The organism is Mesorhizobium sp. L103C119B0 (assembly GCF_000502235.1).
In the GTDB taxonomy this organism is placed as follows: domain Bacteria; phylum Pseudomonadota; class Alphaproteobacteria; order Rhizobiales; family Rhizobiaceae; genus Mesorhizobium.
In genome coordinates, this window is the sequence record NZ_AYXE01000011.1 from 116242 (window position 1) to 137983 (window position 21742).

Consider the following 21742-nt stretch of genomic DNA (forward strand, 5'->3'; position numbering starts at 1 on the left):
TCACCTTTTCGCAATCGGCACGTAGTCGCGTTCCGGGGCGCCGGTATAGAGCTGGCGCGGGCGGCCGATCTTCTGGTGCGGGTCCTCGATCATTTCCTTCCACTGCGCGATCCAGCCGACGGTGCGCGCGACCGCGAACAGCACGGTGAACATGGTGGTGGGGAAGCCCAGCGCCTTCAGCGTGATGCCGGAATAGAAATCGACGTTCGGATAGAGCTTCTTTTCGATGAAGTAGGAATCGGTCAGCGCGATCTTTTCCAGCTCCATGGCGATGTCGAGCAGCGGATCGTCCTTGATGCCGAGTTCGCCGAGCACCTCATGCGCCGTCTTCTGCATGATTTTCGCACGAGGATCGTAGTTCTTGTAGACGCGATGGCCGAAGCCCATCAGCCGGAACGGATCGTTCTTGTCCTTGGCGCGGGCGATGAATTCCGGGATGTGGTCGACATGGCCGATTTCTCCCAGCATGTTGAGCGCCGCCTCATTGGCGCCGCCATGCGCCGGGCCCCACAGGCAGGCGATGCCGGCGGCGATGCAGGCGAACGGATTGGCGCCCGACGAGCCGGCAAGCCGCACCGTCGAGGTCGAGGCGTTCTGCTCGTGGTCGGCATGCAGGATGAAGATGCGCTCCATGGCGCGCGCCAGCACCGGGTTGATCTTGTATTCCTCGCACGGCACCGCAAAGCACATATGCAGGAAGTTGGCGGCGAAGTTCAGCTCGTTCTTCGGGTAAATGAAGGGCTGGCCGATATGGTATTTGTAGGCCATGGCCGCAATCGTCGGCATCTTGGCAATCAGCCGCATCGAGGCGACCATGCGCTGATACGGATCCGAAATATCGGTGGAGTCGTGATAGAAGGCCGACAGCGCGCCGACCACGCCGCACATCACAGCCATCGGATGCGCGTCGCGGCGAAAGCCGGTGAAGAAGCGCGACATCTGCTCGTGCACCATGGTGTGGCGCGTTACCCGGTAGTCGAAATCGTCCTTCTGCGCCTTGGTCGGCAGTTCGCCGTAAAGCAGGAGGTAGCAGACTTCGAGGAAGTCGCCATGCTCGGCCAGCTGGTCGATGGGGTACCCGCGGTGAAGCAGGATGCCGGCATCGCCGTCGATGAAGGTTATCGCCGACTCGCAGCTCGCCGTCGAGGTGAAGCCGGGATCGTAGGTGAAGGCGCCGGTGGTGTTGTAGAGCGCACCGATGTCGATGACGTCGGGCCCGACCGAGCCGCTTCGCACCTTGAATTCATGCGTCTTGCCGGCCAGTTCGAGCGTGGCAGTCGACGGGTGCGTCGTCTTGCTGCCGGTTTCCAGTCTTGTCGCAGCTTCGCTCATTCTCAAACTCCTTCATGTTCCTCATGCCGGCAAGGCAATTCCTGCAAACGACACGTCGAAATCACCGGAATGCGCGAACTCGCCACCGCATTTTAGGAGGTGCGTGCCAGATTGGGCCAAGGCCTAATGTTGCACTGCGAAACCCGCCTTTCAATGCCAATCTTTTTGGGCCAGCTCGCTCCTAATCGATTTGATCCGCAATCCGCGCCAGGCTTTCCTCGCGGCCAAGCACGGCAAGCACGTCGAACACGCCGGGCGAGGTGCTACGGCCGGTAAGGGCCGCCCGGAGCGGTTGGGCCACGGCGCCGAGCTTGTGGCCGCCGGCCGCTGCGAACTCGCGCACCGCGGCTTCAGCCGCGGCAGCCGACCAATCACCCGAAACAGTCTGCAAAGCGGCATGTGCGCCGCGCAGGATCGCGCGCGCGTCGGCACTGAGCAGTGCTGCCGCCTTCTCGTCGATCGGCAGCGGCCGCTCGACGAACAGGAAGGCCGCGCCATCGGCCAGTTCCACCAGCGTCTTGGCGCGCTCTTTCAGGCCCGGCAAGGCGGCCAGCAGCTGCGCCTTCCTGGCGTCGTCGAGACGGGCGGGGATAGCAGATCCGCCTTCGAGGTATGGCAGAGTGGCGACGAAAATGTCGAACAGCTCGGTATCGGCCATCTTGCGCATATGCGCGCCGTTGATCGACTCGAGCTTGGCGAAGTCGAAGCGCGCCGCACCCTTGTTGACATCGCCGATGTCGAACCACGAGATCATGTCCTTGATCGACATGATCTCGTCGTCGCCATGGCTCCAGCCGAGCCTTGCCAGATAGTTGAGCAGTGCCTCGGGCAGATAGCCCATGGTGCGATAAGCCTCGACACCGAGTGCGCCGTGCCGCTTCGACAGCTTGGCGCCGTCGGCGCCGTGGATCAGCGGGATATGCGACATCGACGGGACGTCCCAGCCCATGGCGTTGTAGATCACCGTCTGGCGCGCGGCGTTGGTCAGATGGTCGTCGCCGCGGATGATGTGGGTGACGCCCATGTCATGGTCGTCGACGACGACGGCATGCATGTAGGTCGGATTGCCGTCCGAGCGCAGGATGATGAAATCGTCGAGGTCCTTGTTGGGGAAGCGCACCTCGCCCTGCACACGGTCGTGCACCACGGTTTCGCCCTCGGTCGGCGCCTTGATGCGGATGGCGCCCTTGACGCCGGGAGGCGCCTCCGAGGGGGCACGATCGCGCCACTGGCCGTTGTAGCGCGGCGGCAGGCCCTTGGCGCGTGCGGCCTCGCGCATCGCCTCGAGCTCGGCAGGCGTCTCGTAGCTGTAATAGGCCTTGCCCAGGCGCACCAGCTCCTCGGCCACCTCACGGTGGCGCGGCGCGCGCTCGAACTGCGATATGGCCTCACCGTCCCAGGAAAGGCCGAGCCAGGTCAGCCCATCCAGAATGGCCTGTGTCGCCGCCTCGTTGAAGCGTTCGCGGTCGGTGTCCTCGATGCGCAGCACCATCGTGCCGCCGGTGTGCTTGGCGTACAGCCAGTTGAACAGCGCCGTGCGCGCGCCGCCGATATGCAGATAGCCGGTGGGCGAGGGGGCAAAACGGGTGACGACCGTGTCGGACATGGAACTCTCGGCAAGCCTTGGAAAACGGAGCGTGATCGCGCGGACTCTCGCGCTTTGCGCGTTCATGTAGCATAGGCGGTCTGGGGCGCAAGGGGCAGACCCGATGGCTGGATGAGGCCGGGGGCACGTCGGCAATTATCGGTTGCGTCAACTGGCGGTGGAGCCTTGTAGCACAAAAATCTGTTCGCACCTCCGCGCAACCTCATTTGGCAGCAGCGTCAATGTCTGGGTTTCATTCGGCTGCAGCGCCCGTCACAGTGCCTGGAACATCGCTGCGACGGTGGTAGCCCCCTCTGACGAGCGGACATTTCTTCACGGATGCGGCACTGCCCGACACAACGCCGCCGTGACAGCGTTGGCTTGGTCACGCATATTGACCTTTCTGCAATCATTATCGTGAACACCGCAACTGTGTGCGGTCCGGCCTCGCCACGAAGGAGGAATGATTGAAAGAAGGACTACCGATGACCAGAAACGCCGACCATACGGAGGGTGATCCGTTCTACCATGGTACCCGGGCGGATTTGAAACCCGGGGATCTGCTGAGCGTCGGCCACCCTTCCAATTTCAGAGGTAAACCACTGTCATGGATCTATTTCACCCAGACACTGGAAGCCGCCATCTGGGGAGCAGAGCTTGCAACGGGTGACGGTCGTCAAAGGATTTACATCGTAAAGCCGACGGGGTTTTTTATGGATGACCCTAACCTGACCGATAAAAAATTTCCCGGTAATCCGACGAAATCCTACCGCTCCCGTGATCCGTTGCTCATCCTGGGGGAGCTCGCTGAATGGCAGGGTCATACACCCGAACAATTGAAGGCAATGCGCGATGGGCTTGCTCGCCTGAGGGCGGAGGGCCGGGATATGATTGAGGATTGAGCGTCCTTGGCGAGTGATGGTCAATTCCGGCGCGGTGGACGCGACCGCACGGACTTTCGCGCTTTGCGCGTTCATGTAGCATAGGAGGTCTGGGGCGCAAGGGGCAGACCCGATGGCTGGACGTGGCCGGGGCACGAAGGAAGGCGAAGGCGCCGAGGCAAGCGTCAGCGAACGCTCGCTGTTTGCCGATAGTCCCTATGCCGAGCCGCTGCCCCTCGCGCTGCCTGAGCCGCATCCCGGCGTCGCGCCTGCGCTGCCCGGTCACGCCTTGCCGGCGCAAGTCACAGCGCCCGGATCTATCGCCCGTCTGCGCAGACGGCTTCGCCGTCCGTCATGGCCCGCGCTCCGCCGCAGCCTTGCCGTGGCCGCCAACACGGAGCTCGACCGGGGCGTCGCCTTCCTGCTGGTGCCGGTTTTCCTGGCGGCCGGCGTCATCATTTATTTCTCGCTGGCCGGCGAGCCCGGCTTTGCGCAGCCAATCGCCATTGTGGTGCTGGCGACATGTTGCGCTGTCGCCACGCGACCTCGGCCGAGGACGCATCTGTTCTGCATGGCCGCGATGCTGTGCGCGCTCGGCGTCGTCGCCGCCAAGGTCGAGACCTGGCGCGCCGGAACGCAGATGCTCGGCTCCGAGATCCAGACACGGCTGACCGGCCGCGTCGTCAGTCTCGAACAGATGGAGAGCGGGCGCATCAGGCTGACGCTTGACGTGGTTTCGACCGCTTACCCCAAGCTGCGCTACGCCCCGGAGCGGGTCAGGCTCTCGGCGCGGACCGTTCCCGCCGATATGACCGCCGGCTCCCTGATCACCGGCTATGCCAGGCTGTTGCCGCCGACCGGTCCGGTGCGGCCGGAGAGCTACGATTTCTCCTTCGACAGCTATTTCACTGGTATCGGCGGCAGCGGCTTCTTTCTCGGCAATCCGAAAACCATTGCTACGCAGGGACCGCCGCCGCTGGCCGCGCGGCTCTCCTCGGCAATCGAGAACGCGCGCGAAAACATTGCCGACCATATCAGGGGCAAGATCGGCGGCGCCGAAGGCGAGATTGCCGCGGCGTTGATTGTCGGGGTGCGCGCTGGCATCCCGGACGAGGTCAACGAAGCGATGCGGCGCACCGGCATCTACCACATCATCTCCATCTCCGGCCTGCACATGGCGCTGGTTGCCGGCACCATCATGGCGTTGCTGCGTGGCGCCTTTGCGCTGTTTCCCGTTTTCTCTTCGCGCCGGCCGGTGAAGAAATATGCGGCCGCGGCAGCGCTTGTCTCGATCGCCGCCTATCTCGTTATTTCAGGCGTCGTGGTTGCCGCCGAGCGCAGCTTCATCATGCTGGCGGTCATGCTTGTCGCCGTGCTGTTTGATCGCGCCGCACTCACCATGCGCAATCTGGCGATCTCCGCCATTGCCGTCATCCTGGTGTCGCCGCACGAGGTGGTCGGTCCCAGCTTCCAGATGTCGTTTGCCGCCACCGCCGCCCTTGTCGGCGCCTATGCCGGCTGGGCCGATTACCGCGCCGACAAGGTGAGAACGCCGCCGGCAAAGCGCTCCTTCGTCGGCTTCCTGTCGCGAAAATTCGCGCTGGCCATGGGCGGCCTCGCCATGACCTCGATCATCGCCGGCAGTGCAACCTTGCTGTTCGCCATCTGGCATTTTCAGCGTGTGTCGCCGCTCAGCCTGATCGCCAATCTGGCCGTGATGCCGATTGTTTCGTTGATCGTCATGCCTTTTGCCGTGCTCAGCGCACTGGCGATGCCGTTCGGCGCCGACGGGCCGTTCCTCTATGTGATGGGCAAGGGTCTGATGGCGATGATCGCTATATCGGCCTGGATTTCCGAGCGCTCGCCGGTCGACGCCGTCGGGCTGATCTCCATCCGCTCGGTGCTGTTGGTGGCGGTCGCCCTCGTCATCGCCACCATGGCCACCACCTGGCTCAGGTTGGCGGCCGTGCCTTTCGCGCTGGCCGGCCTGTTGACGGTGCCGCAGGTGCTTACGCCCGACGTGCTCATATCCGAGGATGCGCATCTGGTGGCCATGCCGATCGGTGGCGGCGAACTCGCCCTCAACCGCGAACGCTCCAACGAATTCACCACGGACAATTGGAAACGGGCGCTGCGGGCCGAAACCATTATCCCACCTGAGATTTTCGAGGCAACAGATACGCGGTTCGATCTCGATCCGCTCGATCTGCCGCCCGGCTCGCCCTTCTATTGCACCGGCGATCTCTGTATCGCCCGGCACCCTTCCGGAGCCATTGTAGCGCTTGCGAAAGACCGCAAGACGGCGCGGCCGGCCTGTGCCTTCGCGAGCCTGATCGTCATCGATGACGCCACCGCCTACAATCCGTGCCGCAACCCGCTGGTGCTGGTCGTGACGAAGAAACAGCTGGCCCGCGACGGCAGCGCCGCCGTCTTCTTCGATCCGCAATCGGCAGCTGCAGCGCCAACCATCCGCTTCGCCGTCGACAAGCCGTATCGCCCCTGGCACGAGCAACGCCGCTTCTCCCGCGAAGCGCGCGGCCTGCCGCCTTACAACCAGCGTGAAAAGTACAAACCCAAGCCGGCTCAGTAGCGCCGGATCAATCCGACAAGCTTGCCCTGCACCTTCACCCTGTCCGGTCCAAAAATGCGGGTCTCGTAGGCCGGGTTGGCGGCTTCCAGGGCGATCGAGGCGCCCTTGCGGCGGAAGCGTTTCAGGGTCGCTTCCTCATCGTCGACCAACGCCACCACGATCTCGCCGGGGCTGGCTGTGTCGGCATTGCGGATGATGACCGTGTCGCCATCGAAAATGCCGGCCTCGATCATCGAATCGCCCTTGACCTCGAGCGCGTAGTGTTCGCCGCCCATGATCATATCGGGCGGCACCGAGATCGAATGGGTCTGATGCTGGATGGCGTCGATCGGCACGCCGGCGGCGATGCGTCCCATAACCGGGATTGAAATCGCGGAAACGGCATCGTCATTGCCGGCCGACATCGAACGCGACGGCGAGCCCGGCTTGATCTGGCGGCCGAGACCGCCTTGGCCCAACGCGCCTTGTCCTTGGCCGCCTTGCCCTTGGCCGGTTTGACCAAGACTGCCCTGAATGACGCTCGGCGAAAACTTCCTCGCCGCATTGAGGCCTGGTGCGATCGAGTCGGGCAGCCGCAGCACTTCCAGCGCGCGCGCCCGGTTCGGCAGCCGGCGAATGAAACCGCGCTCCTCAAGCGCCGTGATCAGGCGGTGGATGCCGGACTTGGAGGCGAGGTCAAGCGCTTCCTTCATCTCATCGAAGGACGGCGGGATTCCGCTCTCCTTCAGGCGTTCATGGATGAACATCAGAAGCTCATGTTGTTTGCGCGTCAGCATCGCGGCCCCCAGGGGTTCTGAAACCAGAATCAGAAAAAACAAACCCAGAACAAACACTATCTGTTCCAGTTGTGTTCCGCAACCTTTTAAAGTTTAATGAATGTGTTGACGTTTTGTTCAGCGTGACGTTCGGCACCGCGAGCGGCGCTCGTAGTCGTTGGCCGGCAACGGGGTGAAACGAAGACAAAGTGCCCTGCGTCGTCGGCTACGATCGCCGCTTCCTTTTCGGACGGGGCTGCGCAGCATCCGCGCCGGGTTCACTCTGGGCATAGACCTGCAGCGTGTAGCCGATGTGAGCGGTCATCAGAGTTTTCGCACGTTCGACGTCGCGATCGAGGGCCGCTTCCATCAGGGCGGTATGGTGTTCGATCGCCACGGCGTCGCGCAGGGCCGCCACGGCCTTCCGGTGGCCATCCGTGCGGCCGGCGGCGGCGCGCAGCGTCGGGGCCAGACCCAGAAAGCGGTGATGGCGATGCAATTGGTCGGAAATCGTCGCATTGAAGCGCAGCAGCCAGCTGGATGTCGCGGCACTGAGCAGCGCCGCATGGAAGGCATCGTGTTTTTCGTACCACGCGTCGACCGCATCATCCGATGGATCGTCGAGAACAGACCCGCACCGTGAGAGACGATAGTGGGCGGCAACGACCGCGTCTTCCCACTCACGGTCGCCCTCCTCGATCGATTCCACCAGCAGGGGCAGTTCGACCACCAGCCGCGCACGCGCCAAATCCTCGAGCTCCGCCCGAGAGACGGGAGCGACCGCAAACCCGCGGTTGCTGATGGCGGTCACAAGCCGTTCCGCCTCCAGCCGCGACAGCGCCTCGCGCAACGGCGTCCAGCCGATGCCGTAGGTGTTGCGCAGCGTGCTCAGCTTCAACGGCGCGGCAGGCGCCAGCCGGGTCGCAAGAATATCGCGCCTGAGCAGGCGATAGGCCGCTTCCGTCTTCGAGGTCTGCTCGTCATCCAGCATCGTGATCCATCAGACATAAACGCTCGGCGGATCATTATATATCAAAGCCTTTCAATGGGTGAATTATATATAATGTTTGACAGTTCAAGGGCGACCACTCAAGATCGCCGGCATGTTTGGGCGGCAGGCTCCGCCGCGCGCGTTTGTCCATGGAGGGGCGCCGGATCATGAGCACGACACCCGATCTCGCTACAATCGAAGCAATGGATGCCGCCGATCCGCTGCGCTCCATGCGCGAACGCTTTGTCTTGCCGCAAGGCGTGATTTATCTCGACGGCAATTCCCTGGGCGCCGCGTCAGCGGTCGTCTTCAGCGAACTGCAGCAGGCCGCCACGCAGGAATGGGCGCACGACCTCATTCGCGCCTGGAACACCGCCGGCTGGTTCAACATGCCGGTGGAACTCGGAGATCAGCTCGGGCGACTGATCGGCGCGGCTGATGGGCAGACGGTGGTCTGCGACACAACCTCGATCAACATCTACAAGCTGCTGCACGCAGCGCTCGGCNCGGCTGATGGGCAGACGGTGGTCTGCGACACAACCTCGATCAACATCTACAAGCTGCTGCACGCAGCGCTCGGCATGCGGCCGGATCGGTCGGTCATCGTTGCCGAGGGCGACAGTTTCCCGACCGACCTCTACATGGCCGAAGGCGTCGCCTCGACCCGGCCGGGAACGCGGCTGCGGCTGGAGGGCGTCGACGCGGCCGCAATCGAGGAGCTGATCGACGACAGCGTTGCCGTCATCCTGGTCAACCACGTCAACTACAAATCCGGCCAGTTGCGCGACATGGCGGCGCTGACGCGCAAGGCACATGACGCCGGCGCGCTGATCATCTGGGATCTCTGCCACACGGCCGGCGCCTTGCCGGTCGAACTTGACCGTGCCAATGCCGATTTCGCCGTCGGCTGCACCTACAAATACCTCAATGGCGGCCCGGGCTCGCCAGCCTTCATCTACGCGGCCGAGCGCCACCATGACGATGCCCACCAGCCGCTCAGCGGCTGGTGGGGCCATGCGCGGCCCTTTGCCTTCGAGCAGGGCTTTGCCGTCGGCAGCGGCATTCGCCGCTTCCTGTGCGGAACGCAGCCGGTGCTGTCGATGCGGGCGCTCAAGGGCGCGCTCGATATCTGGAACGACGTCGATATGGCGGCGGTGCGCAGAAAAAGCATCGCGCTGACCGACCTGTTTATCCAGCTCGTCGAAGCCAGATGCGGCGCCTACGGGCTTGAACTGGAAAGTCCTCGCGACGGCAGCCAGCGCGGCAGCCAGGTGTCGTTCCTCCATCCGCATGGCTATCAGGTGATGCGCGCGCTGATCGAGCGCGGCGTGATCGGCGATTTCCGGGCGCCGTCGACCATCCGTTTCGGCTTCACGCCGCTCTATGTCGGATATGGCGATGTCTGGCAGGCGGTCGAAGTCCTGGAGGATATTCTGCGCACCGGCGCCTGGCAGGACGCCCGCTTCGCGGTGAAGACCGCGGTCACCTGAGGAACTAGAGCAATTTCAGGAAAAGTGTGAAGCGGTTTTCCGTCCGCAATTGCGTCAAATCAAAGAGCTAGAGCATTTCGCCGTTTACGTTAAACGGTGAAATGCTCTAGAGCCGGGTGCGGACCGTCCAGAGCTCCGGAAACAGCACAACCTCCAGCATCTTCTTCAGATAGGAGGCGCCTGAGGTGCCGCCCGTGCCGCGCTTCAAGCCGATGATGCGCTCGACCGTGGTGACGTGGTTGAAGCGCCAGCGGCGGAAGTAATCCTCGAAGTCGACCAGCTTCTCGGCCAGTTCGTAGAGCATCCAGTAGCGCTGCGGGTCGCGGTAGACGGTTTGCCAGGCAGCCAGCACGTCTTCGTTCTCGACGCGCGTCTCGCGCCAGTCCGTGCGCCCGGCATCGGCGCCGATGTCGAAGCCATTGCGCGCCAAAAGCAGAAGCGCCTCGTCGTACAGCGACGGCGTGGCCAGGATCGCTTCCAGCCTGTCCGTAAGATCGGGCCGGTGCTTGTGCGGCCCGAGCATGGCTAGGTTGCGGTTGCCGGCCATGAACTCGATAGCGCGGTACTGCCACGACTGGAAGCCCGAGGATTGGCCGAGCGCGTCGCGAAACTCGGTGTATTCGCTTGGCGTCATCGTGCGCAGCACGTCCCAGGCATTGTTGAGCTGCTCGAAGATGCGCGCGACGCGAGACAGCATCTTGAAGCTCGGTTCGAGGCGGTCGGCGCGGATAGAGCGGATCGCGGCGCCGATCTCGTGCAAAGCGAGCTTCATCCACAATTCCGATGTCTGATGCTGGATGATGAACAGCATCTCGTCATGGGCCGAAGACAGCGGCGCCTGCGCATCGAGCACCTTGTCCAGCTGCAGATAGTCGCTGTAGGACATCCGCTCCTTGAACGACATCTGCGCGCCATCGGACGCCGGATCGTGCGGCTTAATCAATTGCTCTTCTCCGCGCGCAACCGGAAGCGCTGGATCTTGCCGGTCTGGGTTTTGGGCAAGGCGTCGATGAACTTCACCGAACGCGGATATTTGTAGGGCGCGATCGTTGCCTTGACGTGGTCCTGCAGGCGTTTGACGGTCAATGGGTCCGGCGAAACACCTTGCACAAGCACGATATGCGCCTCGACGATCTGGCCGCGTTCACCGTCCTCGGCGCCGGTCACCGCGCATTCGGCGACGTCGGGATGCGAGAGCAGCGCCGCTTCGACCTCGGGGCCGGCGATGTTGTAGCCGGCGCTGACGATCATGTCGTCGGAACGCGCGGCGAAGTGGAAGAAGCCATCCTCGTCCTGCGTGAACGTATCGCCGGTGAGATTCCAGCCATCGCGGACATAGTCCTTTTGCCTGGCATCGGCCATGTAGCGGCAGCCGGTCGGGCCGCGCACCGCCAGCCGGCCAGTAGAGCCGCGCGGCAGCTCCCGCATCTCGTCATCGACGATGCGTGCCTGATAGCCGCCGACGGGTTTGCCGGTGGAGGCCGGCTTCATGTCGTCGAAGCGGTTGGAGATGAAGATATGCAGCATCTCGGTGGCGCCGATCCCATCGAGGATCGGCTTGCCGGTCTTCTCAGTCCATTCCTCGAAGACAGGCGCCGGCAGCGTCTCGCCCGCCGAAACCGCGACGCGCAGCGAGGACAGGTCAGCGCCTTGATCCATGGCCTTGAGCATGGCCCGATAGGCGGTTGGAGCGGTGAAGGAAATGGTCGCTTTGTAGGTCTCGATGATGTGGATCATGTTGGGTGGCGTCGCCTGTTCCAGCAGCGTCGCCGCGGCGCCGAAACGCAGCGGGAAGATGGCGAGCCCGCCAAGACCGAAGGTAAAGGCAAGGGGCGGGGAGCCGACGAAGATGTCGTCGGGCGTCACCTCCAGGATTTCGCGGGCATAGGCGTCGGCGACGATCAGCAGGTCGCGGTGGAAATGCATCGTCGCCTTCGGCACGCCGGTGGTGCCGGAGGTGAAGCCGAGCAGGGCGACATCGTCGCGGCCGGTGTTGACGGCAGTGAAGGTGACCGGCTTGTCGAGGGCGGCGCGGTCGAGTTCCGCGTCATGGTTGGCCGTGCCGTCGAAGCCAATGACCTGCTTGAGATACGCACTGCCCTTGGCGCAGGCGGTCATCTCGTCCATCAGCCTTGTATCGCAAAGCGCAACCGTGATTTCCGCCTTGTCGACGATCTTGGCGAGTTCGCCGGCGCGCAGCATCGGCATGGTGTTGACGACCACCGCGCCAACCTTGGTGGCGGCCAGCCAACAGGCGACCATGGCCGGGTTGTTGGCCGAGCGGATCAGCACCCGGTTGCCCGGCTTGACGCCATAATTCTCGACCAGGGCATGGGCGAGCCTGTTGGTCCAGTCGGACAGTTCCTTGTAGGTGCGGCGGCGGCCATTGCCGATCAGCGCGGTGTGGTCGCCGAACCCTTTTTCGACCAGCCTGTCGGTCAATTCGACGCCGGCATTTATGTGGTCGGGATAGTCGAAGCCGTCGAGCAAAAACTCCGGCCATTGCTCCGGCGGCGGCAGGTTGTCACGCGTGAATGTGTCGATATGCGCTGATGGCCCAAGCATTTTCGGCTGCCCCTGTCTGCCTCGCGCCCATGGCTGAACAAGGCGCAGGATCGCACCAGTCGAAATTTGTTTCAAGCCTAAAATGTTTTTAGGTCGCAGCATTGACGCCGCCCTGTTCGGCGGCCATTCCTGTCGACTGAACTGAAGCCATCCGGGAGGGATGCAGATGCTCCAACATCGTGTTGCCGATTGGGACAATGCCTACGCCAACGGCGACAACATTGCCGGCAGCAATCGCTGGCCGGCCGCGTGGGACACACCGGCACAGGCTTTTCGCGACACAATGTCGGCGTCCGGTCGGGCCAAGCTCGACATCGCCTATGGCGACAGCCCGCGCAACAGGCTCGATCTGTTCCTTCCCGATGTCATGCCCAAAGGGCTCGTCGTCTTCATCCATGGCGGTTACTGGAAGGCGTTCGACAACAAGCCATGGTCGCATCTGGCCAACGGCGCGGTTGCCAATGGCTTTGCCGTGGCAATGCCGACTTACACGCTTTGTCCCGACATACGCATTTCCGGCATCGTTAGGGAAATCGCGGCGGCGATCGGCAAGGCGGCGACGATGGTCGGCGGGCCGGTGATCCTGACCGGGCATTCCGCCGGCGGCCATCTCGCCTCCAGGATGGTGACGACAACGACACCCCTGGCCGCCGATGTGGCGGGCCGCGTGCGCAATGTCGTCTCGATCTCCGGCGTCCATGACCTGCGGCCAATCATGCGGACGGGGATGAACGCGACACTGGCCATCGATGAAGCGGAAGCACTGGCCGAAAGCCCGGTTCTGCTGCGCCCCATGCAGGGCGCGCGCATCACCTGCTGGGCCGGCGGCGGCGAGCGGGCGGAGTTCCTGCGCCAGAATGCGCTGCTTGCCAACATCTGGATCGGCCTCGGCGCCACGACCAGCACAGTGGTCGAGCCGGACCGGCATCATTTCAGCATCGTCGACGGGCTTGCCGATCCGACACATCCGCTGACGCGGACATTGCTGGCGGAGTAACAACCAGTCTTATCTCTTGGAATTAACGGCTTGGATCCGCGACCTTCAGCGCAACATCAGAACGCTGCAAGCAGCGCCTGCTTCTGCCGCCGGAGCGAAGGGCTCGCGCACGATCAGGCCGTTGGCGTCGGCCAGCATTCTCAGCATCGAGGAATCCTGGATGCCGAATGGTGTCGCCACCAATGCGCCGGCTTCTTCCCGGACCACGGCGCGCACATAGTCTTGCCTTAGATCATTGGCCGGCATCGCGGCGCCAAGCTGAGCCTGGCGGATGTCCTGCCGGTGGGGACGGCCGCCGAGCTGCGCCAATAACGGCTTCAGGAACAATTGCGAGCAGACCAGGCTCGCCACCGGATTGCCGGGCAGGCCGATGCACCTGATATCGCCCAGCCGCCCGAACATCAGCGGCTTGCCCGGGCGCATGGCGAGCTTCCAGAAGTCGAGGTTCATGCCTTCGCCGGTCAGCACGTCATGGACGAGATCATGGTCGCCGACCGAGGCGCCGCCGAGCGTGACGATGACGTCGGCTTTGGCATCGACCGCCTTTTTCACCAGCGCCGCGATCGCTTCCTTGCGATCGGCCGCTATACCGAGATCGAGCGCGCGAGCGCCGACCGACTGCGCCACAGCAGCGACGCCATAGGCGTTGGACGAGATGATCTGGTCGGGGCCAGGTTCGCTACCCGGTGGCAGCAATTCGTCGCCGGTGGCGATGATGGCGACCAGCGGCCGTTGCACCACGTTCAACCGGGGATGATTGGCCGACGCCGCCAGCGACAATGCAGCCGGATCGAGCACGCGGCCTTTCTCCAGCAGCACGTCGCCTTGGGCAAAATCCAGTCCAAGGCGGCGGATGTTACGGTTCTTCGCCGTCGGTTCGGTGACCTCGATCCGGCCACCGCCGAGATCGCGGACATTCTCCTGGATGACGATGGTATCTGCGCCTTCCGGCAGCGGCGCGCCGGTGAAGATGCGCACGGCTTCCGCCTTACCTACAGCGCCGTCAAAGCCTCGCCCTGCAGGCGCCTTGCCGATCACCGAAAGCCTCGCCGGGAGGGTCGCCACATCCCGCGCCCGTGCGGCATAGCCGTCCATGGCAGATGCATTGAAAGGCGGCTGGGTACGCAGCGCCACGACCGGCTCCGCCAGCACCCGGCCGGCCGAATCCGCCAGCGCGACGCTTTCACCGGGCAACGCCACAGCGCCGTCGAGTAGGCGTTGAAGCGCCTCGGCGACCGGAACCAGCGCCATTTACGAACCCGCCTTGTAGTCGCCGGACTTGCCGCCGGTCTTTTCCACCAGCTTTATACCGGAAATCACCATGGCGCGGTCGACCGCCTTGGCCATGTCGTAAATGGTCAGGCACGCGACAGATGCCGCGGTCAGCGCCTCCATCTCGACCCCGGTCTTGCCGGTGACGCGGGCGAGCGCGGTGACCCTGAGGCCGGGCAGCGTGGTGTCCGGTTCGATGTCGACCGACACCTTGGTCAAAAGCAGCGGATGGCAGAGTGGGATCAGCTCATGCGTTTTCTTGGCAGCCATGATGCCGGCAATGCGCGCGGTACCCAGCACATCGCCCTTCTTGGCGTCGCCGTCGAGGATCATCTTCAGGGTTTCGGCCCGCATCGAGACAAAGCCCTCGGCGACCGCCGTGCGCGTCGTCTCCGCCTTCTCGCCGACATCGACCATGTTGGCCTCGCCCTTGGCGCCGAGATGGGTGAGGGCGGCTGCCATCGTCAGATGGCCTCTGCTTTCGCCTTGCCTGTCAAAAGCAGCCGCGTTGCCGCAGCGACATCCTCTTGCCGCATCAGGCTCTCGCCGACGAGGAAGGTGCTGATGCCGGTCTTTTGCATCCTGAAGCAATCGTCGTGGGTGAAAATTCCGCTCTCGCTGACCAGCAATCGGCCGCCCGGCACCATCGATGCCAGCCGTTCCGAGGTCTCGAGGCTGGTCTCGAATGTTCTGAGATTGCGGTTGTTGATGCCGATCAGCTGCGACGAGAGTTTTACCGCGCGCTGCGTCTCGGCCTCGTCATGCACCTCGATCAGCGCGTCCATGCCGAGTTCGAACGCGGTCGCTTCCAATTCGCTCGCCAAGGCATCATCGACGCTGGCCATGATGATCAGGATGGCATCGGCGCCCCATGCGCGAGCCTCGTAGACCTGGTAAGGGTCGAACAGGAAATCCTTGCGCAGCGCGGGCAGGGACACTGCCTTCCGTGCATTGGTGAGAAATTCCGGCGCGCCCTGGAAGGATGGCGCATCGGTCAGCACCGAAAGACAGGCGGCACCGCCTTTCTCATAGGCCTGCGCCAGTGCGGGCGGGTCGAAATCGGCACGGATCAAGCCTTTGGATGGGCTTGCCTTTTTGATCTCGGCGATCAGGCCGAAGCTGCCCGATCTGCGCTTCGCCTCAAGCGCCCTCCGAAAGCCACGCGGTGCGTCGGCATCCTTGGCTCGCGCCTTGATCTCGGCCAACGGTATCCGCGCCTTCGCCGCCGCGATCTCGTCGCGCTTGTAGGCCTCGATCTTGCGCAGAATGTCAGCCACGGCTCATCCGTTCGAAATCTCGACCAGCCTGTCGAGCACGCCCAGCGCCCGGCCGCTGTCGATGGCCTGTGTGGCCGCGGCCATGCCGTCGGCAAGCGTCGTCGCCTTGCCGGCCACCACCATGCCGGCGCCGGCGTTCATCAGCACCGTATCGCGATAGGCCCCGGCAGCACCTCTCAGCATGTCGCGCAACGCCGTGGCATTGTAGGCGGCGTCGCCGCCGCGCAACTCGTCCTTGGTGTGGCGCTGCAGGCCGACGGCTTCCGGGGTGAGCGTGAAATGGCGGATCTCGCCGCCGGCCAGTTCCGCCACCTGCGTTTCGCCGGTGGTGGTGATTTCGTCATAGCCATCGCCATGGACCACCCAGGCATGCTCGGTGCCCAACGCCTTCAATGTCTCGGCCACCGGCACGATCCATTCCGGCAGGAACACGCCGACCATCTGCCTGCTGACGCCAGCCGGATTGGACAGCGGTCCGAGCAGGTTGAAGATGGTACGCGTGCCGAGCTCGACGCGGGTCGGGCCGACATGCTTCATCGCCGGGTGGTGCGCAGGTGCGAACATGAAGCCGACGCCGGCCTCCTGGATGCAGCGGCCGATTACCTCTGGCGGGATATCGATCTTGACGCCGAGCGCGACCAGCACATCGGCAGCGCCCGTCAGCGACGACAGGCCGCGATTGCCGTGCTTGGCGACCGGCACGCCGCAGCCAGCAATGACGAAGGCCGAAGCGGTCGAGATGTTGACTGAATGCGAATTGTCGCCGCCGGTGCCGACGATGTCGATTGCGCCCTCAGGAGCTTCGACGCGCAGCATCTTGGCACGCATGGTGGCGACGGCGCCGGAAATCTCGCTCACCGTCTCGCCGCGCACACGCAAGGCCATCAGGAAGCCGCCGATCTGGCCCGGCGTCGCGTCGCCAGACATGATGATGTCGAAAGCTTCGCGCGCTTCCTCGAAGGTAAGCCCGGTTCCCGTGGCGACCTTGGCGATATGGGTCTTTAGGGCGCTCATTGGGCCAAGACGTTCATTGGGCTAGGGCCATTCATTGGGCGAGGGCTTGGGCAACGGCGGCCTGGTCGACGCTGACGGCGTACTGCGTCTGCAACTGCGCCACCAACTGGTCGAGCAGATCGTCGGACATACCTTGCGTGAAGGATTTTTGCGCATCGTCGGGTACCGAGCTGGCGTCGGCTCCGGCCGGCTCGAACACTTCGGCGACCTTGAACAGGATCTGGCCGTCGCCGGTGGGCGAGGGGATCAGCCCGGTGCCGCCTTCGCCGACGCCGAACATCGCAGCAGCACCCTCCTTGCCGAAATCGACATCGTCGGCCTCGCGCTTCACGCCGCGCTTGGTCTGCTTTTCAAGCTTCAGTTCGCCGGCGATGACGTCGAGTGTGGTGCCAGCCTTGAGGCGCTTGTCGAGTTCGTCTGCTTTCGCGGTCAGCCGCTTGGTCGTTTCCTCTGTCTTCCAGTCCGCCACCACGCGCTGGCGGACTTCGTCCAGCGTGCGGTCGCGAGCCGGCGTGATCGATGTCAGTTCATAGAACACGAAGCCGTTGTTAGGCGTGGTCAGGGCTTGATTCTCGGTGTTGGGCTCGGCCTCGAACACCGCCTTGATGAGGTCCGGCGATGCCGGCAGGTCCTTGATGATGGTGCCGTCCGGCTTGAGGCCGGTGCGGTCTATGGCCTCGACGGTAACGTCCTTGAGCTTGAGTTTGGCGGCGGCTTCGGCCAGCGTGCTGCCGGCGGCGCGGGTGTCTTCGTAATTGTCGTGCACGTCGAGCAGGATGCGGCTTGCTTCGCCAAGCGCCAGATCCTTGCGGATCTGGTCTGACACTTCCGCCAGCGGCTTCACCGTTTCCGGTTTGATCTCGGTAACGCGCAAAAGCACCGGACCGAACGCGCCCTGGACGACCGGGCTGACTTCGTTGACGGCAAGCGCGAATGCGGCATCGGCGACCGCCTTGTCGGTGATCTTATCCTTGGAGAGCGTGCCGAGCAGCGTGTCGGCCGGGGTCTTGCCCTGCGCGGTGACGATCTTGTCGAAAGTGGCGCCCGTCTTCAGCGAATCGGATGCCGCCTTGGCGGCGTCCGCGGAAGGAAACACCAGCTGTTCGATGGTGCGCATTTCCGGCGTGGTGTAGCGGCCCTTGTTCTTGTTGTAGTCGTCGCTGACCTGCTGGTCCGTTACGGCGCTGACATCCATGATGTCTTCGGGCTCGAGCCGGACATAGGAGAATTTGCGGTATTCTGGCGCCGCGTAGGTTTTCTTGTTGGCCTCGAAATAAGCCTGAAGCACGCTGTCGGATGGCACCTCGATGGGCTCCACCAACGCCTTTGGCAAGATCAGATAGTCGATGGTGCGGTCTTCGCCGCGATAGAGCGCAACTGCCTTGAAGAAGGTATCCGGAGCCTTGAGCCCGTCCGAAACCGCTTCGACGATCTGCTGGCGCACCGCCACCTGAGCCCGGTTCTTCAGATAGTCCTCCGGCCGCATTCCCAGTTCGCGCAGGCGGGATTCGAACAGCCGGCGGTCGAACTGGCCATTCGGGCCCTGGAAGGCGGGTTCCTGCCGCGTCAGTTCGGCCAGCCTGTCCTTGGAGAAGCCAAGCCCGAGCTTGCGCGCCTGTTCGTCGAGGACGGCGCCGGACACCAACTGAGCCAGCACCTGGTTGTCGATGCCATAGGCCTTGGCCTGGTCGCGGCTGATGCGCTGGCCGATCTGCTGTTGCAGCATGGCGATCTGGCGATCGTAGGCTAGGCGGTACTCGGTGATCGACACGGTGGTGCTGCCGGCGGTGATCACCGCATGATGGCCGGCCAGGAAGCCGCCCGTCATCCGCGTGGTGACGCCCCAGGCAAGGAAACTCAACACCAGCAGCGACAGCAGGGCTTTCGCGACCCAGGTCCCTGCCGCGCTTCTTAATATACCAAGCATTGTTACTTCCGATTTTTGCGCAGTTTTGCGTGCGCCCGAGTCTGAAACAAGCGCAATAGCGCCCTTCCGGCTCACTGTCGATTGCTTTGTGGCCTGATTTTGATAGGGAGGGCGAGACCCCAATGTCGCCCGGAGAACCAGATCCCCATGACGCCAGGAATTCGACCGCTCGTTGCCGGCAACTGGAAAATGAACGGCACCAGCGCTTCGCTGAACGAGCTCAGGATGATCGGCAACGGCTTCATGAGCGGGCTCGACGCAGAGACCGAAGCATTGGTCTGCGTGCCGGCGACCTTGCTGTCGCGCGCCGTCGAAATCCTGTCGCGCACGCCGGTGCGGGCCGGTGGCGAGGACTGCCACATCAAGGAAAGCGGCGCCTTCACCGGCTGTGTCTCAGCCGAGATGCTGAAGGATGCGGGCGCCAGCCACGTCATTGTCGGCCATTCCGAGTGCCGCGAACAGCGCAGCGAGGACGATGCCATCGTGCTCGCCAAGGCCTCGGCGGCGTGGCGGGCAGGGCTCGTCGCCATCATCTGCATCGGCGAGACCAAGGCCGAGCGCGAAGCGGGCACAGCACTCGACGTGTTGTCGCGGCAGGTCGCCGGCTCGGTGCCACCGAGCGCAACGCCCGCCAACACCGTTATCGCCTACGAGCCGGTATGGGCTATCGGCACCGGCCTGACGCCGACCGCCGAAGACGTGGCGGAGGCGCACGCGCATATCCGCCAAAAACTGGCGGAAGCGCTCGGCGCTGCCGTGGCCGGCAAGATGCGCATCCTCTATGGCGGCTCGGTCAAGGCGTCCAACGCGGTCGAACTGCTGGGCGTCAAAAACGTCGACGGCGCGCTGGTTGGCGGCGCCAGCTTGAAGGCGTCCGACTTTCTCGCCATCGCCGAGGCATACCAGAATATCGCGTAGGCCCCGGAATCTCGTTGCCGACCAGTTCCGTCATCGACTTATGAACGCGGCAGTTCGGCGGAAATCGTTGCAAAGGGCGCATTGCTTCCCATATTCCGGCCACGGGCTTGGAAATGCCGTTAAAGCATTGTATGGAGCCGCCTCCAAATCACCGGCCCTGATCGCCAGGGAGCGGCAGGGCTTGCCAGGATAAAATATGGAAACCGTACTGATCGTCATCCACCTCATGGTCGTGCTCGCCCTTGTCGGCGTGGTGCTGCTGCAACGCTCCGAAGGCGGTGGTCTCGGCATTGGCGGCGGTTCCGGTTTCATGACCGCGCGTGGCGCCGCCAATGCGCTGACGCGGGCGACGGCGATCCTGGCCGCGGCCTTCTTCGTCACGTCGCTGACACTCTCGATCGTTGCCCGCTATGGCGAAAAACCGATCGACATTCTCGACCGCGTGCCGGCCGACAGCGGCAACGGCGTGCTCAATCAGTTGCCCGGCACGACGGCGCCGACGCCGCCTTCGGGCAACACCGCACCGGCCGCGCCCGCGGCCAACGGCGCCGCCACGACGCCGCCCGCCACCACAGCCCCGGCGACGGCTCCATCTCCGGCGACGCCACCTGCAACCGATTCGGCTGCGCCGCCGGCTACCAATGGCGTTACCTTGCCGGTCACGCCGCAGGTTCCGAACCAGTAGTCGGTACGGTCAGATGCCGCGATCTGTTGTTGTTTCAACACAGTCGCGGCAAATGGCACACGATCACGAAGATTCGACCGCACCCCGTGCTTGAGGCCCGTACGCCACTTCGATTATAGATTGCCGGCGGCACTTTCTGCGCCCTTGGGGGGCGCCGGGCGACGCCGTGGGCAACAAGCATTGAACGATCGGATCTTCGCCATGCAGCTTCGCAGCTTCATTTTCATGGGGTTTTGTGCCGTATTCGGCATGAGCTCCGCGGTCGTCGCCGGCACTCCGGCAATGACCTCACCGCAGGCGGTTGGCAAAACCGCTGTCATCAACGTCGCCGCCAAGAGCGATGCGACGCAGCTGAAGCTTCTCAAGAAGAAGAAAAACCCGAGCCCGGATGATCTGGCTCAGATCAGCAAGCTCGAAGACAAGATCGCCGCCGAGAGGGATCTCGCCCGCGTCAAGGCGCTCGAGGCCCGCAAGCTGGCGATGCGCGATGCGGCGAAAGCCAGGGCCGATGCCCAGCGCCAGGCGTTCCTGGCAAGCAAGGGCAAGCCGGTGGTGGTTGCCGACGCCAAGCCAGGCAAGAAGACCACCAAGATCATCGCTCCGGTTGACCCGATCGCGCCGGTCGAGCCGATCGAATCGGCCGAACCGCTTCCGGCCGAAGCGATGAATATCGCGCTGACCGGCAACAATGGCGAATTGCGCAGCGAGGCCCCGGGCCAGAAGCCGACGAGTGGCGGACTGTTCGCCGGCCTGTTCGGCGGCACGTCCTCTGCCTCGTCGATTGCCTATCTCCCCGAGACGCGCGCGCTCGACCAGGCTCTCGCCAAGCGGCAAGCCAAGAAACAGTTCAAGGTGAAGCCGGAATTCGTGCCGCAGGACGTCGAATTCAGCGGCTACGAGCCGGGTACGATCGTCATCGATACCAGCGCGCGCCGCCTCTACCTCGTCGAATCGGCTTTCACCGCCCGCCGCTATGCGATCGCGGTCGGCCGCGAAGGCCTGCAGTTCAAGGGCAAGGTTGCCGTTGGCGACAAGCAGGAATGGCCGCGCTGGATCCCGACGCTCGACATGCAGAAGCGCGAACCCAAGCATTATGGCCAGTACAAGGACGGCATGCCCGGCGGCGGCCAGAACCCGCTCGGCGCCCGCGCCATCTATCTCTACGACGGCAAGAAGGACACGCATCTGCGCATCCACGGCACCATCGCGCCGCAGTCGATCGGAACCAGTGCTTCCAATGGCTGCTTCCGCATGATCAACGAGCACGTCATGGACCTCTATAGCCGCGTCAGGGTCGGCACCAAGGTCGTCATCATCTGACGTTTTCACAAACCTGCCGAAGGGCCGGCTTTTGCCGGCCCTTTTGTTTTGACCAAAACACCAGTCTCGAACCGCGGGACTATCGCGCCTTCTCTGGAAAAAGCCTCAGCGGCGGTTTTTTCTCTGGCGGAATCAATTCGGCC

General features: G+C 63.7%; 18 protein-coding genes. 7 read left to right on the top strand and 11 right to left on the bottom strand.

Annotation, left to right across the window (positions count from 1 at the left end; all coding sequences use genetic code 11):
- Together gltA and gltX are read right to left on the bottom strand one after the other, a co-directional pair.
- A complete protein-coding gene (gltA, locus tag X728_RS147540) occupies positions 1-1332 on the bottom strand; it encodes a citrate synthase (RefSeq protein ID WP_023671037.1) in 1332 nt (443 codons plus the stop codon).
- Positions 1333-1513: 181 nt separating this feature from the next.
- A complete protein-coding gene (gltX, locus tag X728_RS147535; protein WP_023832086.1) occupies positions 1514-2938 on the bottom strand; it encodes a glutamate--tRNA ligase in 1425 nt (474 codons plus the stop codon).
- A 464-nt stretch (positions 2939-3402) separates the two neighbouring features.
- On the opposite strand from gltX, the gene arr reads away from it, so the two are divergent.
- Both arr and X728_RS147525 read left to right on the top strand, forming a co-directional pair.
- Positions 3403-3819, top strand: coding sequence for an NAD(+)--rifampin ADP-ribosyltransferase (gene arr / locus X728_RS147530; RefSeq protein ID WP_023832087.1), 417 nt, complete (start codon positions 3403-3405; stop codon positions 3817-3819).
- 112 nt (positions 3820-3931) lie between these two features.
- Positions 3932-6388: a ComEC/Rec2 family competence protein gene (locus X728_RS147525; protein WP_023832088.1), complete on the top strand. Its 2457-nt coding sequence runs from the start codon at positions 3932-3934 to the stop codon at positions 6386-6388.
- Here the strand turns inward: X728_RS147525 and lexA are convergent.
- Together lexA and X728_RS147515 are read right to left on the bottom strand one after the other, a co-directional pair.
- On the bottom strand, positions 6382-7164 hold the full coding sequence (gene lexA, locus X728_RS147520; protein WP_023684703.1) for a transcriptional repressor LexA: 783 nt from the start codon (positions 7162-7164) through the stop codon (positions 6382-6384). The genes X728_RS147525 and lexA overlap by 7 nt on opposite strands.
- A 205-nt stretch (positions 7165-7369) precedes the next feature.
- Positions 7370-8134, bottom strand: a complete 765-nt coding sequence (locus X728_RS147515) for a GntR family transcriptional regulator (protein ID WP_023688568.1) — start codon at positions 8132-8134, stop codon at positions 7370-7372.
- Positions 8135-8301: 167 nt separating this feature from the next.
- Here X728_RS147515 and kynU point away from each other — a divergent pair, with 167 nt between their 5' ends.
- A complete protein-coding gene (gene kynU / locus X728_RS147510) occupies positions 8302-9624 on the top strand; it encodes a kynureninase (protein WP_023832089.1) in 1323 nt (440 codons plus the stop codon).
- Between the two features lie 106 nt (positions 9625-9730).
- Here kynU and kynA read toward each other — a convergent pair whose 3' ends face one another.
- Positions 9731-10567, bottom strand: coding sequence for a tryptophan 2,3-dioxygenase (gene kynA, locus X728_RS147505; protein ID WP_023748414.1), 837 nt, complete (start codon positions 10565-10567; stop codon positions 9731-9733).
- A complete protein-coding gene (locus X728_RS147500) occupies positions 10564-12189 on the bottom strand; it encodes an AMP-binding protein (RefSeq protein WP_023832090.1) in 1626 nt (541 codons plus the stop codon). The genes kynA and X728_RS147500 overlap by 4 nt, the downstream gene beginning before the upstream one ends.
- A 166-nt stretch (positions 12190-12355) precedes the next feature.
- Here X728_RS147500 and X728_RS147495 point away from each other — a divergent pair, with 166 nt between their 5' ends.
- Positions 12356-13186 carry an alpha/beta hydrolase gene (locus X728_RS147495; RefSeq protein ID WP_023671046.1) on the top strand — a complete coding sequence of 277 codons (831 nt, stop codon included), beginning with the start codon at positions 12356-12358 and terminating at the stop codon, positions 13184-13186.
- Between the two features lie 45 nt (positions 13187-13231).
- Here X728_RS147495 and glp read toward each other — a convergent pair whose 3' ends face one another.
- From glp to X728_RS147470, 5 genes are read right to left on the bottom strand one after another with little or no spacing between them, the layout of a single operon-like run.
- Complete coding sequence (gene glp / locus X728_RS147490) at positions 13232-14437, bottom strand: gephyrin-like molybdotransferase Glp (protein WP_023832091.1); 1206 nt, start codon at positions 14435-14437, stop codon at positions 13232-13234.
- The gene (moaC, locus tag X728_RS147485) at positions 14438-14920 is read right to left on the bottom strand and encodes a cyclic pyranopterin monophosphate synthase MoaC (protein ID WP_023684710.1); all 483 of its coding nucleotides are present in this window, start codon (positions 14918-14920) and stop codon (positions 14438-14440) included. It abuts the gene before it with no gap.
- 2 nt (positions 14921-14922) lie between these two features.
- The gene (trpC, locus tag X728_RS147480; protein ID WP_023684711.1) at positions 14923-15735 is read right to left on the bottom strand and encodes an indole-3-glycerol phosphate synthase TrpC; all 813 of its coding nucleotides are present in this window, start codon (positions 15733-15735) and stop codon (positions 14923-14925) included.
- A gap of 3 nt (positions 15736-15738) precedes the next feature.
- A complete protein-coding gene (gene trpD, locus X728_RS147475) occupies positions 15739-16749 on the bottom strand; it encodes an anthranilate phosphoribosyltransferase (protein ID WP_023712346.1) in 1011 nt (336 codons plus the stop codon).
- Positions 16750-16780: 31 nt separating this feature from the next.
- A complete protein-coding gene (locus X728_RS147470) occupies positions 16781-18676 on the bottom strand; it encodes a peptidyl-prolyl cis-trans isomerase (protein WP_023832092.1) in 1896 nt (631 codons plus the stop codon).
- A gap of 147 nt (positions 18677-18823) precedes the next feature.
- Between X728_RS147470 and tpiA the strand changes: the two genes are divergently transcribed.
- From tpiA to X728_RS147455, 3 genes are all read left to right on the top strand, one after another.
- On the top strand, positions 18824-19594 hold the full coding sequence (gene tpiA / locus X728_RS147465) for a triose-phosphate isomerase (protein WP_023671052.1): 771 nt from the start codon (positions 18824-18826) through the stop codon (positions 19592-19594).
- 196 nt (positions 19595-19790) lie between these two features.
- Entirely contained in the window at positions 19791-20279 is a 489-nt protein-coding gene (gene secG, locus X728_RS147460) for a preprotein translocase subunit SecG (RefSeq protein ID WP_023724397.1), read from the top strand.
- Between the two features lie 201 nt (positions 20280-20480).
- A complete protein-coding gene (locus X728_RS147455; RefSeq protein ID WP_023832093.1) occupies positions 20481-21599 on the top strand; it encodes a L,D-transpeptidase in 1119 nt (372 codons plus the stop codon).
- Positions 21600-21742: the final 143 nt, after the last annotated feature.

Coding starts and splice junctions, on each gene's coding strand:
- trpD (WP_023712346.1), bottom strand. CDS start 16,749: ATGAGCGCCCTAAAGACCCATATCGCCAAGGTCGCCACGGGAACCGGG.
- X728_RS147495 (WP_023671046.1), top strand. CDS start 12,356: ATGCTCCAACATCGTGTTGCCGATTGGGACAATGCCTACGCCAACGGC.
- arr (WP_023832087.1), top strand. CDS start 3,403: ATGACCAGAAACGCCGACCATACGGAGGGTGATCCGTTCTACCATGGT.
- tpiA (WP_023671052.1), top strand. CDS start 18,824: ATGACGCCAGGAATTCGACCGCTCGTTGCCGGCAACTGGAAAATGAAC.
- X728_RS147455 (WP_023832093.1), top strand. CDS start 20,481: ATGCAGCTTCGCAGCTTCATTTTCATGGGGTTTTGTGCCGTATTCGGC.
- moaC (WP_023684710.1), bottom strand. CDS start 14,920: ATGGCAGCCGCCCTCACCCATCTCGGCGCCAAGGGCGAGGCCAACATG.
- gltA (WP_023671037.1), bottom strand. CDS start 1,332: ATGAGCGAAGCTGCGACAAGACTGGAAACCGGCAGCAAGACGACGCAC.
- X728_RS147515 (WP_023688568.1), bottom strand. CDS start 8,134: ATGCTGGATGACGAGCAGACCTCGAAGACGGAAGCGGCCTATCGCCTG.
- glp (WP_023832091.1), bottom strand. CDS start 14,437: ATGGCGCTGGTTCCGGTCGCCGAGGCGCTTCAACGCCTACTCGACGGC.
- lexA (WP_023684703.1), bottom strand. CDS start 7,164: ATGCTGACGCGCAAACAACATGAGCTTCTGATGTTCATCCATGAACGC.
- gltX (WP_023832086.1), bottom strand. CDS start 2,938: ATGTCCGACACGGTCGTCACCCGTTTTGCCCCCTCGCCCACCGGCTAT.
- X728_RS147500 (WP_023832090.1), bottom strand. CDS start 12,189: ATGCTTGGGCCATCAGCGCATATCGACACATTCACGCGTGACAACCTG.
- X728_RS147525 (WP_023832088.1), top strand. CDS start 3,932: ATGGCTGGACGTGGCCGGGGCACGAAGGAAGGCGAAGGCGCCGAGGCA.
- X728_RS147470 (WP_023832092.1), bottom strand. CDS start 18,676: ATGCTTGGTATATTAAGAAGCGCGGCAGGGACCTGGGTCGCGAAAGCC.
- secG (WP_023724397.1), top strand. CDS start 19,791: ATGGAAACCGTACTGATCGTCATCCACCTCATGGTCGTGCTCGCCCTT.